The sequence below is a fragment of the Pantoea sp. NGS-ED-1003 genome, from assembly GCF_000738765.1.
GTDB lineage: Bacteria > Pseudomonadota > Gammaproteobacteria > Enterobacterales > Enterobacteriaceae > Pantoea > Pantoea septica.
Genome location: NZ_JPQA01000009.1, coordinates 40,399 through 53,377, shown reverse-complemented (window position 1 = coordinate 53,377; position 12,979 = coordinate 40,399). Strand labels below are relative to the sequence as shown.

At 57.2% G+C, this 12,979-nt stretch carries 11 protein-coding genes and 4 tRNA genes; 5 read left to right on the top strand and 10 right to left on the bottom strand.

Features of this window, described 5'->3' with window-relative positions; genetic code table 11:
* Nucleotides 1-29: 29 nt before the first annotated feature.
* From ptsI to cysZ, 4 genes are all read right to left on the bottom strand, one after another.
* Nucleotides 30-1,757 carry a phosphoenolpyruvate-protein phosphotransferase PtsI gene (ptsI, locus tag JS46_RS17590; protein WP_033753701.1) on the bottom strand — a complete coding sequence of 576 codons (1,728 nt, stop codon included), beginning with the start codon at nucleotides 1,755-1,757 and terminating at the stop codon, nucleotides 30-32.
* A gap of 159 nt (nucleotides 1,758-1,916) precedes the next feature.
* Nucleotides 1,917-2,174: a phosphocarrier protein Hpr gene (gene ptsH, locus JS46_RS17585; protein ID WP_007889063.1), complete on the bottom strand. Its 258-nt coding sequence runs from the start codon at nucleotides 2,172-2,174 to the stop codon at nucleotides 1,917-1,919.
* Nucleotides 2,175-2,561: 387 nt separating this feature from the next.
* Nucleotides 2,562-3,533, bottom strand: a complete 972-nt coding sequence (cysK, locus tag JS46_RS17580; protein WP_033753697.1) for a cysteine synthase A — start codon at nucleotides 3,531-3,533, stop codon at nucleotides 2,562-2,564.
* A 142-nt stretch (nucleotides 3,534-3,675) separates the two neighbouring features.
* Nucleotides 3,676-4,443, bottom strand: a complete 768-nt coding sequence (gene cysZ, locus JS46_RS17575) for a sulfate transporter CysZ (protein ID WP_033753694.1) — start codon at nucleotides 4,441-4,443, stop codon at nucleotides 3,676-3,678.
* Between the two features lie 218 nt (nucleotides 4,444-4,661).
* Between cysZ and zipA the strand changes: the two genes are divergently transcribed.
* The 3 genes from zipA (at nucleotide 4,662) to JS46_RS17560 (ending at nucleotide 8,004) form a co-directional block, all read left to right on the top strand.
* A complete protein-coding gene (gene zipA / locus JS46_RS17570; protein ID WP_033753691.1) occupies nucleotides 4,662-5,699 on the top strand; it encodes a cell division protein ZipA in 1,038 nt (345 codons plus the stop codon).
* A gap of 66 nt (nucleotides 5,700-5,765) precedes the next feature.
* On the top strand, nucleotides 5,766-7,784 hold the full coding sequence (gene ligA / locus JS46_RS17565) for an NAD-dependent DNA ligase LigA (RefSeq protein ID WP_033753688.1): 2,019 nt from the start codon (nucleotides 5,766-5,768) through the stop codon (nucleotides 7,782-7,784).
* 1 nt (nucleotide 7,785) lies between these two features.
* Nucleotides 7,786-8,004: a DUF3820 family protein gene (locus JS46_RS17560; RefSeq protein WP_033753686.1), complete on the top strand. Its 219-nt coding sequence runs from the start codon at nucleotides 7,786-7,788 to the stop codon at nucleotides 8,002-8,004.
* Between the two features lie 27 nt (nucleotides 8,005-8,031).
* On the opposite strand, the gene JS46_RS17555 is transcribed toward JS46_RS17560, so the two are convergent.
* Entirely contained in the window at nucleotides 8,032-9,042 is a 1,011-nt protein-coding gene (locus JS46_RS17555; RefSeq protein ID WP_033753683.1) for a bile acid:sodium symporter family protein, read from the bottom strand.
* A 95-nt stretch (nucleotides 9,043-9,137) separates the two neighbouring features.
* Here JS46_RS17555 and JS46_RS17550 point away from each other — a divergent pair, with 95 nt between their 5' ends.
* Nucleotides 9,138-10,058, top strand: coding sequence for a LysR family transcriptional regulator (locus tag JS46_RS17550; protein ID WP_033753680.1), 921 nt, complete (start codon nucleotides 9,138-9,140; stop codon nucleotides 10,056-10,058).
* Here JS46_RS17550 and JS46_RS17545 read toward each other — a convergent pair.
* The 5 genes from JS46_RS17545 to JS46_RS17525 form a co-directional block, all read right to left on the bottom strand.
* Nucleotides 10,055-10,399, bottom strand: coding sequence for a FlxA-like family protein (locus tag JS46_RS17545; protein ID WP_033753677.1), 345 nt, complete (start codon nucleotides 10,397-10,399; stop codon nucleotides 10,055-10,057). The genes JS46_RS17550 and JS46_RS17545 overlap by 4 nt on opposite strands.
* 489 nt (nucleotides 10,400-10,888) lie before the next feature.
* A tRNA-Lys gene (locus JS46_RS17540) sits at nucleotides 10,889-10,964 on the bottom strand.
* A gap of 4 nt (nucleotides 10,965-10,968) precedes the next feature.
* Nucleotides 10,969-11,044: transfer RNA gene (locus JS46_RS17535), tRNA-Val, on the bottom strand.
* Between the two features lie 41 nt (nucleotides 11,045-11,085).
* Nucleotides 11,086-11,161, bottom strand: a tRNA-Val gene (locus JS46_RS17530).
* Nucleotides 11,162-11,199: 38 nt separating this feature from the next.
* Nucleotides 11,200-11,275 (bottom strand) — tRNA-Val (locus JS46_RS17525).
* Between the two features lie 271 nt (nucleotides 11,276-11,546).
* Between JS46_RS17525 and gltX the strand changes: the two genes are divergently transcribed.
* Entirely contained in the window at nucleotides 11,547-12,962 is a 1,416-nt protein-coding gene (gltX, locus tag JS46_RS17520; RefSeq protein ID WP_033753675.1) for a glutamate--tRNA ligase, read from the top strand.
* The last annotated feature ends 17 nt before the right edge of the window (nucleotides 12,963-12,979 follow it).

Genomic DNA, 12,979 nt, shown 5'->3' with positions numbered 1-12,979 from the left:
ACAGTATTGTTGGGCCAGCGTCTCGTGGATCAGCAGAGTGTTTTCTCTTTGATGAACTTGTTGACCAGGTTCATCAGGTCTTCTGCTGTAGGTTGAGCCAGAGCCTGCTCCGCCAGAGCCTTCGCATCTTCGAAATTAGTATTGCGAATGATTTTCTTAATGCCTGGGATTGAAATGGCACTCATGCTGAATTCGTCCAGCCCCATACCCAGTAACAGTAGTGTAGCACGTTCATCACCGGCCAGCTCACCGCACATGCCGGTCCACTTACCTTCGGCATGAGAAGCGTCGATCACCTGCTTGATTAAATTCAGCACCGACGGCGTCATCGGGTTATACAGGTGAGAAATCAAATCATTACCACGATCGACCGCCAGAGTATACTGCGTCAGGTCGTTTGTCCCAATACTGAAGAAGTCGACTTCTTTCGCCAGATGACGCGCAATCACCGCCGACGCCGGGGTTTCCACCATAATGCCGACTTCGATGGTTTCATCGAACGCTTTGCCTTCTTCGCGCAGCTGCGCCTTCAGGGTTTCCAGCTCGGCTTTCAGGATGCGCACCTCTTCAACAGAGATGATCATCGGGAACATAATGCGCAGCTTGCCGAAGGCGGAGGCGCGTAAAATAGCGCGCAGCTGGGCATGGAGGATCTCTTTGCGATCCATGGCGATACGAATGGCGCGCCAGCCTAGGAACGGGTTCTCTTCTTTCGGCAGGTTCATGTAAGGCAGATCTTTGTCGCCGCCGATATCCATGGTGCGCACAATCACCGCCTGTGAACCGACAGCTTCGGCCACGGCTTTATAAGCCTGGAACTGCTCTTCTTCGGTCGGCAGCGAGTCGCGATCCATAAACAGGAACTCGGTGCGGTAGAGGCCGACGCCTTCCGCGCCGTTGCGCTCTGCGCCGGCGACGTCGCGCACGGTGCCGATGTTGGCGCACACTTCAACCTGGTGACCGTCCAGCGTGATCGCCGGCAGATCTTTCAGCTTGGCCAGCTCATGTTTTTCGCTCAGATACTGGGTCTGAACCGCTTTCAACTCTTCCAGCTCGCTCTCTGACGGATTGACGTAAACTTTGTTGTTCACGCCGTCGAGAATCAGGAAATCGCCGTTTTTCACCGTGGCGGTGACGTTGCCGGTGCCGACGATTGCCGGCAGCTCCAGCGAGCGCGCCATAATCGAGGTGTGCGAAGTGCGGCCGCCGAGGTCGGTGATAAAGCCCAGCACCTTTTTCAGGTTCAGCTGCGCGGTTTCCGACGGCGTTAAATCTTTGGCTACCAGAATCGATTCGTCCTGGATAGCGCTCAGGTCGACGATATGCAGACCGAGAATATTTTGCAGCAGACGTTTGCCGATATCGCGAACGTCAGCGGCGCGTTCTTTGAGGTATTCGTCGTCCAGCTCTTCGAGCGCTTTCGCCTGACCGTCGATCACGGAGTAGGCGGCAGCGTCGGCCGAAGCGTGATCTTTTTTGATCAGGTCGATGATTTCCTGCTCCAGCTCTTCGTCTTCCAGCAACATGATGTGGCCTTCGAAGATGGCTGCTTTCTCTTCACCAAACGTTTCACCCGCTTTCACTCTGATCGCTTCCAGCTGCTGCGCAGCCTGAGCGCGGCCGTCGAGGAAGCGTTTTACTTCCTGGTCAACCTGGTCATCAGAAATCTTCTTGCGGTTGATGACGATCTCATCCTCAATCAACAGCAGAGCTTTGCCGAAAGCGATACCTGGTGATGCTAAAATGCCTGAAATCATAACCCTACCTTTTAATCACGATGGCTCTTAGACCCAATGCGTTGCCATTGTCGCGGGAGCTGTACTCTACGGATGTGATAACGCGGACAAGTTGTCCGCGATCAAGATGTTTGCACTCAATGGGGCAAAGGAGTCGGTATAAAGCAAAAGCTGACTGGATTACTCCAGTTCAGCCATCAGTTTAACCAGATGCTCTACGGCCTGCTGCTCATCTTCGCCTTCTGCGGAGAGCGTCACAACCGTGCCCTGGGTCAGGCCCAGCGTCTGCAGTTTGAACAGGCTCTTGGCGCTGGCGGATTTGCCGTTAGAGGTAACGGTGATTTCTGACTGGAACGCTTTCGCTTCTTTAACAAACTGCGCGGCAGGGCGGGTGTGAAGACCATTAGGCGCGGTGATAGTAACTTCTTGCTGGAACATTCTGTTTCCCCAACGTTATCAGGTTTGGTGTTATGGACTTAAAGTCTAGCCTGGAGCCGTAACTTTAGCCTGTGTAGGTGCGCGGGTATAGCGTTACGCTGACCATTAAATGCGCTTGAATGAGTACGTCATTCCAGTTGAAGGGTCAAAATCCCTGTCGAGCGCTTCAGCTGCTAATTATGCCGTGATTCGCCGTTTCGCCAAATGCGTAAATCGATTCAGCTTGATCCACTTCAAAGGCTGATTAATTTCAGGCACCGAAATAATTGGCAGCTTAAATACCAGAGCTGAGTCACTGAAATCAATCTGGGCGGTGGTGAAAGTGCGATCTGCGCCACAAAAAAGCACCCATTTGGGTGCTTTTTTCAGCGTTTTCGGAATCTGTCGTTACTGCTGCAGCTCTTTCTCGGTGAAAAGATCGGCAAACAGCGCGGTACTTAAATAGCGCTCGCCGGAAGAGGGAAGAATGACCACGATATTCTTATTGGCGAACGCTTCGTCCTCTTGCAGCTTCAGCGCTGCCGCGACCGCTGCGCCGGAGGAGATGCCGGCGAGAATGCCTTCCTCTTCCATCAGTTGACGCGCCGTGCTGATCGCTTCTTCGTTGGTGATCGCCACAACGCGGTCCACCAGATCGAGATCGAGGTTGCCGGGAATAAAGCCGGCGCCGATGCCCTGAATCTTATGCGGGCCAGGCTTGATCTCTTCGCCAGCGATCGCCTGAGCGATAACCGGCGAGTCGGTTGGCTCCACCGCCACGGTGATCAGATCTTTCTTGCCTTTGGTATTCTTGATATAGCGAGAGACGCCGGTCAGGGTGCCGCCGGTGCCGACGCCCGCGATGAACACATCTACTGCGCCGTCGGTATCTTCCCAGATCTCGGGACCGGTGGTCTTCTCGTGAATTTCCGGGTTTGCCGGGTTGCTGAACTGCTGCAGCAGCACATATTTGTCCGGATCGCTGGCGACAATCTCTTCCGCTTTGGCGATAGCACCCTTCATGCCTTTCGGCCCTTCGGTCAGCACCAGGTTGGCGCCCAGCGCTTTCAGCAGCTTGCGACGTTCGACGGACATGGTTTCCGGCATGGTCAGCGTCAGCTTATAGCCGCGCGCGGCGGCGACGTAGGCCAGCGCGATGCCGGTATTGCCGCTGGTCGGTTCGACCAGTTCGACGCCAGGTTTCAGAATACCGCGTTTCTCTGCGTCCCAAATCATATTGGCACCGATACGGCATTTTACGCTGAAGCTCGGGTTACGGGATTCTACCTTCGCCAGAATGCGGCCGTTACCGATGCGGTTCAGTCGAACCAGTGGCGTATGACCAATTGTCAACGAGTTATCTTCATAGATCTTACTCATAGCCTGTCCTTAACTGTATGAATTATTGGGAACCCATTGAGCATACCCTTTCTGTCTACGCGCGGAAGGAAAGAAAACGCATATCTATATGTCCCCACGCAATAAGCCTTGTTGAAAAATGCATAAGGCGCTCTGATAAGTACTAGCGTAGCTCAGCGCGGCCAAGCTGCGCGCGGTAGCGATCAACCCACATCGCCGTCGCGCCGCATACGGCGACCGGCATAATCGCCAGGTTAAGAATCGGAATCATGGTGAACAGGCTGACCAGCGCGCCGAACTGCATATTGGCGCTTTTATGGCGGCGCAGAGCGCTGCGCATCTGCTGAAAACTCACTTTATGGTTATCGAATGGATAGTCGCAATACTGCACCGAAAGCATCCAGGCGCTAAACAGGAACCACAGTACCGGCGCCACCGTCTGGCCAAAGCCGGGAATAAAGTAGAGCAGCAGCAGGCCGAGCGCGCGCGGTAAATAGTAGCCGAGCTTTTGCAGTTCGCGCTTCATAATGCGCGGCACATCCTTCAGCATCGCCATCCAGCCGCTATCCGGCAGCGGTTTGCCCGTCAGGCGGCCTTCCAACTGCTCCGCCAGCAGGCCGCAAAACGGCGCGGCGATCCAGTTGGCAATAGTAGAAAAGAAGTAGCTGAACACCAGCACGATCGAAATGACCGACAGCGGCCAGAGCAGATAGCTTAGCCACTGCAGCCAGTCGGGAATGTGCGCCATCAGCTGCGGGATCCAGCTGCCCAACTGGTAGAAGAGCCAGACGAACGCGCCGCCCAGCAGCAGGATATTGACCAGCAGGGGAATAATGACGAAACGCCGAATGCCTGGCAGACGAACCAGTCTCCAGCCTTCGCTAAAATAGTGCACGCCGTTGAAACTTGAGACAGTGTTCTCGTGGGCCATACAGGCAACTCTCCAGGAAATAATCAGGCGAGACCATGATAACCTGGCTTTTTCTCCTGACCATGAGGCGATTGTGTGAAAAAACAGCAAAAAACCGTGGGGTGACTATCTTATTTGTCAGAAAATACTGCACGAGCTTGCACTTGTTTAGCTGGGCAAATACAGTTAGAGGATAAAGTTTGCCGCGGTGGCAAGGTATTGGAACAACAGAGAATACAATGATGCAGGATTTGCGTCTGATATTAATCGTTGTTGGCGCGATCGCCATTATAGCGCTCCTTCTTCACGGGCTGTGGACCAGCCGTAAAGAGCGCTCGTCAGTGTTTCGCGATCGCCCGCACAAACGGCTCAAACAGCGCGATCAGCGCGACGATGAAGATAGCCTGACCGATGACGAAGAGAGCGTCGGCGAAGTTCGCGTGCGCCATGAGCGGCCGCATCAGGAGCCGCGCATCGATAATTTCCGCGACGAGCAGCAGGATGACGCGCCGGTCTTCAGCGCCGCGCCGGAGAAGCCACGCCAGCCTGCCGCGCGCCCGCAGCCTCAGCAGGAAGCCGATCCGCTGATGACGCCGCAACAGCCGCGTCCACAGCAGTCGCGTCCGCAGCCTCAGCCTGTTCAGACGCCACAGGAACCTGCGCCGCGCTTTGCGCCAGCGCAGCCGATACAGGCCGATCCGCTGCTCGATTTAGATCCGCTGGACGCCGTGCAGCCCGAGCCGCTGTACGAGGCGGAGCCGGAGCCGCAGCAGCCTGTTCGCCACCAGCCGGAACAGCATGAGCCGCAGCCGGTTGAGCCGGTTCGCCAGGAGGCGCCGAAAGCGCCCGGCAAGCCGAAAGAGACGGTGCTGGTGCTGCACGTCGCCGCGCATACCGGCGGCACGCTGAATGGCGAAGCGCTGCTGCAGGGCATTCTGCAGGCGGGCTTCCAGTTCGGCGAAATGAATATTTTCCATCGCCATCTCAGCCCGGCAGGAAGCGGTCCGGTGCTGTTCAGCCTGGCGAACATGGTGAAGCCTGGCTCGTTTAATCCAGATGAGATGTCTGACTTCTCCACGCCCGGCATCTCGATCTTTATGATGGTGCCTTCCTACGGCGACGCGAACCAAAACTTTAAGCTGATGCTGCAGTCCGCGCAGCGTATTGCCGATGACGTCGGCGGTGTGGTGCTGGACGACGAGCGTCGCATGATGACGCCGCAGAAGCTGGAAACCTACAAGAACCGCATACGCGAAGTCATTGAATCCAGAGAATAGGGCACACCGCTAGTTCTGATTCACCAAACCCCCGCCTGTCGGGGGTTTTTTATCTGATGGGGCAATATGAAATCCGTTCAGGACCAAATCACCGAACTGCGCACCACGCTGCGCCATCACGAGTACCTCTACCATGTCATGGACGCGCCCGAGATACCGGACGCCGAATATGACCGCCTGATGCGCGAACTGCGCGCGCTGGAAGAGCAGCATCCCGAGCTCATCACGCCCGACTCGCCGACCCAGCGCGTTGGCGCCGCACCGCTAACGGTATTTGAGCAGGTGCGCCATGAGGTGCCGATGCTGTCGCTGGACAATACTTTCGACGAAGCCGGCTTTCTCGCCTTCAACAAGCGCGTACAGGATCGCCTGAAAAACAGCGACGATATCGCCTACTGCTGCGAGCTGAAGCTGGATGGCCTGGCGGTGAGCCTGCTTTACGAGAACGGCCTGCTGACGCGCGCCGCCACGCGCGGCGACGGCACCACGGGCGAGAACATCACCGCTAACGTCCGCACCATCGGCGCGATCCCGCTGCGCCTGAAGGGCGACGATTTTCCCGCTCGGCTGGAAGTGCGCGGCGAAGTTTTTATGACGCAGCGCGGCTTCGAAAAGTTGAATGCCGAAGGGCGCCGCACCGACGGCAAAATCTTCGCTAACCCGCGCAACGCCGCCGCGGGATCGCTGCGCCAGCTCGATCCGCGCATCACCGCGAAGCGTCCGCTCACCTTTTTCTGTTACGGCTTTGGGCTGCTGGAAGGCGGCGAGCTGCCGGGCAGTCACTATGCGCGGCTGCAGCAGTTTAAAGCCTGGGGCCTGCCGGTCAGCGATCGCGTTCAGCTGGTGCACAGCGCGGAAGAGGCGCTGGCGTTCTACCGTCAGGTTGAGGAGACGCGTCCAGATCTGGGATTCGATATCGACGGCGTGGTGATCAAAGTCGATTCGCAGGAACTGCAGGAGCGCCTCGGGTTTGTGGCGCGCGCGCCGCGCTGGGCGGTGGCCTTTAAGTTTCCAGCGCAGGAGCAGATGACGTTCGTGCGCGACGTTGAATTTCAGGTGGGCCGCACCGGCGCTGTAACGCCAGTGGCGCGGCTTGAGCCGGTGCTGGTAGCGGGCGCGATGGTCAGTAACGCCACGCTGCACAATGCGGATGAAATCGATCGTCTCGGCCTGCGCATCGGCGACAGAGTGGTGATCCGCCGCGCTGGCGACGTGATCCCGCAGGTCGTCAACGTGGTGCTCTCCGAACGACCGGCAGATACGCGCGAAATCGTATTCCCTACCCATTGTCCGGTGTGCGGCTCCGACGTAGAACGCGTCGAAGGAGAAGTGGTTACGCGCTGTACCGGCGGGCTGATCTGCGGCGCGCAGCGCAAAGAGGCGCTGAAGCATTTCGTTTCGCGTCGCGCCATGGACGTCGATGGGCTGGGCGATAAAATCATCGACCAGCTGGTAGAGACCGAATATGTCAAAACGCCTGCCGATCTCTTCAGGCTGACGCCGGAGAAGCTGCTTGGTCTGGATCGTATGGGCCCGAAGTCGGCGCAAAACGTGGTCAACGCGCTGGAGAAGGCGAAATCGACTACGCTGGCGCGTTTCCTTTACGCGCTTGGCATTCGCGAAGTCGGCGAGGCGACCGCCGCCAACCTGGCGAACCACTTTGGCGAGCTGCAAAAGGTGATGGACGCCGATCTGGAAGCGCTGATTGCAGTGCAGGACGTCGGCACCGTCGTCGCTACCCACGTGCGCAACTTTATGGATGAAGAGAGCAACCGCGAGATCATTCGCCAGCTGGTGGATGAGATCGGCGTGCACTGGCCGAAAATCGAGGTGGTTAAGGCGGAAGAGATCGACAGCCCGTTTGCCGGCAAAACCGTGGTGCTGACCGGCTCATTAACCCAGCTCACGCGCGACGAGGCGAAAGATCGCCTGACCGCGCTCGGCGCGAAGGTCAGCGGCAGCGTCTCGAAGAAAACCGATCTGGTTATTGCGGGCGAAGCGGCGGGTTCCAAGCTGGTTAAAGCGCAGGAGCTGGGTATTGAGGTGATTGACGAAGCTGAAATGATCCGGCTGCTGGACGCCTGATATGGACAAGGCGCACCTGGTGGAGATCGCCAATACGGCGATGCCGTTCGGCAAATATAAAGGCTGCCTGCTTATCGATCTGCCGGAGCCCTATCTGCTCTGGTTTGCGCGCAAAGCGGAGTTCCCGTCGGGCCATCTCGGCGAGCTGATGCAAATGACGCTCGCCATCAAGATCGAAGGCCTGGAAGGTCTGGTCAAACCGCTTAAGCGCAATGCGTAAAAAAGCCCGCTTCGGCGGGCTTTTTTATTACTTCTGAGATTCGACGACGGTCGGCTTTATCTGCTGCGCCAGCTTCTTCTCGTGACTGACTTTATAACGCTGGGCGATCCAGGAGCAGACCATAAGCTGCACCTGGTGGAAGATCATCAGCGGCAGCACGATAATGCCCACCGCGCTGGCCGGGAAGAGAATATTCGCCATCGGCACGCCGTTCGCCAGGCTCTTTTTCGAGCCGCAAAACAGTACTACGATTTCATCGGCGCGATTAAAGCCGAACAGACGCGAGGCGAGGAGATTGATCGCCAGTACCAGCGCCAGCAGCAGGATGCAGCCTGCCAGGATCCACAGCAGGGTATCGATGCCGACGCGATGCCAGATGCCGTTGACCACTGCTTCGCTAAAGGCGGAGTAAACTACCAGCAGAATCGAGGTCTGGTCGGTTTTGCCGATCAGGCCGCGATGCTTTTCTACCCAGCCAGCAATCCAGCGGCGCGACAGGTGGCCGAGAACGAAGGGCACCAGCAGCTGCAGCATGATTTTGCCAACCTGCTCAAGGCCGTTAGACGGTGCGTTACTGTGCACGTCCATCACCAGATTCACCAGCAGCGGCGAGATAAAGACGCCCAGCAGGCTTGAGGCCGAAGCGCTGCAGACCGCCGCCGCGACGTTGCCGCCCGCCATTGAGGTAAAAGCAATAGCGGACTGCACCGTGGCGGGCAGAATGCAGAGATAGATAAAGCCGGTATAGATCTCTGCGCTGACGTTAACCGGATGCCACCAGACAATCAGCAGGCCGATAATCGGGAAGAGCACGAAGGTGCTGAACATAATCCACAGATGCAGCCGCCAGTGGCTGCTGCCCGCAATGATTTTTTCACGCGACAGCTTGGCGCCGTGCATAAAAAAGAGCAGGGCGATGGCGGCTGTGGTCAGATAATCGAAGATATCGACGAAGATGCCCTTAGCGGGCAGGAAAGTAGCCAACAGCACCGTAATGATCAGTTTGATCATCATCGGATCGAGTCGCAGGAATCTCATTGTTAAAATCCGGTTAAAAATCACATGAGGTGATTGTGCGGGATATGGGTTTAGAAATAAAATTGATTTATTGCATTAATCTATGAGCCGTTTCGATGAATTATACTTTGCGTCAGCTGCGCACCTTCGTCGCCGTCGCCCATCACGGCGGTTTTAGCCAGGCCGGTCAGGCGATCGGCCTCAGCCAGTCGGCCGTCAGCCACAGCATCAAAGAGCTGGAGGCGGTTATCGGCGTGCGGCTGCTCGATCGCACCACGCGCGAGGTGATGCTGACGGAAGCGGGGCAGCAGCTGGCGTCGCGTATGGCGAGCCTGCTGGAAGAGATGAACACGACGCTGCTGGATATTCGCAGCTACGGCGAACAACGAAGCGGAACGGTACGTATCGCCGCCAGTCAGACCATCTCTGCACATCTGATGCCGCAGTGTCTTGCCGCCAGCCAGAAAAGCTATCCCGACATCAACGTCATTCTGCACGACCGGATGCAGCAGGTGGTTTTACAGAGCGTGCGCAATGCCGAAGTGGACTTCGGCATCGTGATCGGCCCGCTTAACGATAGCGACCTCGACTGCCAGTCGATTCTGGAAGAGCCTTTCTTACTGCTGTGCCGCAGCGACGATCCGCTTGCCGCGGTCGATACGGCGCAGTGGAGCATGCTGGCGGGACGCGACATGGTGTTGCAGGATTACGCCTCTGGCAGCCGCGTGTTGATTGACGCGGCGCTGCGGCAGCAGCAGGTGGAAATTAATGTGGTGCAGGATATCGGACATCCGGCGACGCTGTTTCCCATGGTCGATGCAGGCATCGGCATCAGTATCTTGCCGGCACTGGCGCTGCCGCTGCCGGCGGGCAGGGCGCTGACGGTGCGTCGACTCTATCCTGAAATTAACCGCAGCCTGATGCTGGTCAAGCGTAAAAACCGTTCGCTGACGCCGGCGGCGCAGGCAATCTGGCAGGAAGCGCGTCAGCAGGCGACGCTGCTGACGCAACAACGCACGATCAATCCGGCGTTTTAGATATAGACATTAAGCTGGTTGGCTTCCGTTGGACGATTCACGCCGTCGCCGGCCTTCGCGCCGCTAACCTGATTCGCCGGTTCGCTATTCTGCTGCGCCTGCTCTGTTTGCTTCTGCTCTAGCTGGGCGATCTGCGCTTCGAGCATGGCGATCTGCGACTGATACATCTGCTCCATTTCCGACTTCTGCTCGTCGGTCAGCTCCTGATTATCCGACAGCTCTTTAACCTGCTTCGTGATGTTCTGGATCTGCTTATTCAGTGCGGAAATCTGTGACGAGACGCTGACGTTGCTGCCGGCGCCGCTGCCTGTACTGCCAGATAAAGCGGATATTGATGACATCGGTTTTCTCCTTGCAAATAGACATAATCGTTATCGGTTGAGGAGAAAAAGGCTTGAGGCAAGAAAGCGTTAAGGTTTGGAAAAGATAGAGAAAGCCTACCCCGATTTTTTCTGAAACGCAGCACGATCCTACATAAAGGCGCGCGGGATAGGCCGTGAAGTAAAGCGTCCGCCGCAGGGAAGCGGCGGCCGAGGCCACACGGACGTGTTCACGCCGACTTTACGTAACGGCCCATCCCGTGCGCCTGAAAGGCACTAACCTGCGGCGCGCAGAAACGAAAAAAGCGCCTGAAAGGCGCTTTTCTCTGAATTGGTGGGTCGTGCAGGATGCGCCTCGGCCCGTCCGGGGCCTCGCCCTGCGGGTGATGCGATGCATCAGCCTGAATCGCTCCCGGCGATTCAGTCGAACCTGTGCAGGTTCTCATCCTGCACGCTTACCCGCGGCGCGCAGAAACGAAAAAAGCGCCCATAAGGCGCTTTTCTCTGAATTGGTGGGTCGTGCAGGATTCGAACCTGCGACCAATTGATTAAAAGTCAACTGCTCTACCAACTGAGCTAACGACCCGAAGTGGTGGGTGATGACGGGCTCGAACCGCCGACCCCCTCCTTGTAAGGGAGATGCTCTACCAACTGAGCTAATCACCCACTTCGGTACTGCTTAACAAGAGCGTCATCTGACTGAGATATGGTGGGTGATGACGGGCTCGAACCGCCGACCCCCTCCTTGTAAGGGAGATGCTCTACCAACTGAGCTAATCACCCATATCTTATCTCTTGTTCACTGCGGGCCACCTTTAGAGTGGTGGGTGATGACGGGCTCGAACCGCCGACCCCCTCCTTGTAAGGGAGATGCTCTACCAACTGAGCTAATCACCCCCGCTGTGTGGAGTCGCATTATAGGGATCCTTCGAAGTGAGTCAACGCTTTTTAAAACTAAAATGCGCGTTCGCTTCAAAATTAGACATCACGCGCTGCTTTTAGCCAATATGCTGGTTTTATTAGCAGAAACCCGCGGCTTAACGTCTTTGCGCAGGCGCGCGGTCATTGAGGATTCAACGCCAGGTGCTAGAATGTGCGCACGGTTTTTCGCGTCTAACCCGTTTTTTGTCATCCAGACATAAAACCTGCGCATCTAAGGCACTGCTGAATGAAAATCAAAACTCGCTTCGCGCCCAGCCCGACCGGCTACCTGCATGTCGGCGGCGCACGTACCGCGCTCTACTCCTGGCTTTTCGCTCGCCACCACCAGGGCGAATTCGTCCTGCGCATTGAAGACACCGATCTCGAGCGCTCAACGCCGGAAGCCATCGAAGCCATTATGGACGGCATGAACTGGCTGAACCTGGACTGGGATGAAGGCCCGTACTATCAGACCAAACGCTTCGACCGCTACAACGCCGTTATTGACGAGATGCTGGAAGCGGGCACCGCCTATAAATGCTACTGCTCAAAAGAGCGACTGGAACAGCTGCGTGAAACCCAGATGGCGAACGGCGAAAAGCCGCGCTACGACGGCCGCTGCCGCGACAGCCATGATCATCACGCGGCGGATGAGCCTTGCGTGGTGCGCTTTCGCAACCCGCAGGAAGGATCGGTCATCTTTGACGACCAGATCCGTGGCCCGATCGAGTTCAGCAACCAGGAGCTGGATGACCTGATTATCCGTCGTACCGACGGTTCGCCGACCTATAACTTCTGCGTCGTCGTCGATGACTGGGATATGGGCATCACCCATGTGATTCGCGGTGAAGACCATATCAACAACACGCCGCGCCAGATCAACATCCTTCAAGCGATCGGCGCGCAGGTGCCGGTCTACGCTCACGTCTCGATGATTCTGGGCGACGACGGCAAAAAGCTCTCCAAGCGTCACGGTGCGGTAGGCGTGATGCAGTACCGCGACGACGGTTATCTGCCGGAAGCGCTGCTCAACTACCTGGTGCGTCTGGGCTGGTCCCACGGCGATCAGGAGATCTTCTCTATCCCGGAGATGAAAGAGCTATTTACGCTCGACGCGGTGAGCAAATCCGCCAGCGCGTTCAACACCGAAAAGCTGCAGTGGCTCAACCACCACTACATCAACAGCCTGCCGCCAGAATATGTGGCGACCCATCTGCAGTGGCACATTGAACAGCAGAACATCGACACCCGCACCGGCCCGGAACTGGCGAAGCTGGTGACCCTGCTGGGCGAACGCTGCAAGACGCTGAAAGAGATGGCGGCTTCCTGCCACTACTTCTATGAAGAGTTCGACGCGTTCGATGCCGACGCAGCGAAAAAACACCTGCGTCCGGTGGCGCGCCAGCCGCTGGAAGTGGTGCGCGACAAACTGGCCGCCATTACCGACTGGACGGCGGAAAACGTTCACCATGCGATTCAGAGCACGGCGGATGAGCTGGAAGTAGGGATGGGCAAGGTCGGTATGCCGCTGCGCGTCGCCGTGACCGGCGCCGGTCAGTCGCCAGGCCTGGACGTCACCGTCGAAGCCATCGGACAGCGCCGTAGCGTGGCGCGGATCGAAAAAGCGCTGGCCTTTATCGCTGAACGCGAAGCGCAGGCCTGACAAACAAAAACCGGAAG

Coding starts and splice junctions, on each gene's coding strand:
- cysK (WP_033753697.1), bottom strand. CDS start 3,533: ATGAGTAAGATCTATGAAGATAACTCGTTGACAATTGGTCATACGCCA.
- JS46_RS17555 (WP_033753683.1), bottom strand. CDS start 9,042: ATGAGATTCCTGCGACTCGATCCGATGATGATCAAACTGATCATTACG.
- JS46_RS17550 (WP_033753680.1), top strand. CDS start 9,138: ATGAATTATACTTTGCGTCAGCTGCGCACCTTCGTCGCCGTCGCCCAT.
- ptsH (WP_007889063.1), bottom strand. CDS start 2,174: ATGTTCCAGCAAGAAGTTACTATCACCGCGCCTAATGGTCTTCACACC.
- gltX (WP_033753675.1), top strand. CDS start 11,547: ATGAAAATCAAAACTCGCTTCGCGCCCAGCCCGACCGGCTACCTGCAT.
- JS46_RS17560 (WP_033753686.1), top strand. CDS start 7,786: ATGGACAAGGCGCACCTGGTGGAGATCGCCAATACGGCGATGCCGTTC.
- ptsI (WP_033753701.1), bottom strand. CDS start 1,757: ATGATTTCAGGCATTTTAGCATCACCAGGTATCGCTTTCGGCAAAGCT.
- ligA (WP_033753688.1), top strand. CDS start 5,766: ATGAAATCCGTTCAGGACCAAATCACCGAACTGCGCACCACGCTGCGC.
- zipA (WP_033753691.1), top strand. CDS start 4,662: ATGATGCAGGATTTGCGTCTGATATTAATCGTTGTTGGCGCGATCGCC.
- JS46_RS17545 (WP_033753677.1), bottom strand. CDS start 10,399: ATGTCATCAATATCCGCTTTATCTGGCAGTACAGGCAGCGGCGCCGGC.
- cysZ (WP_033753694.1), bottom strand. CDS start 4,443: ATGGCCCACGAGAACACTGTCTCAAGTTTCAACGGCGTGCACTATTTT.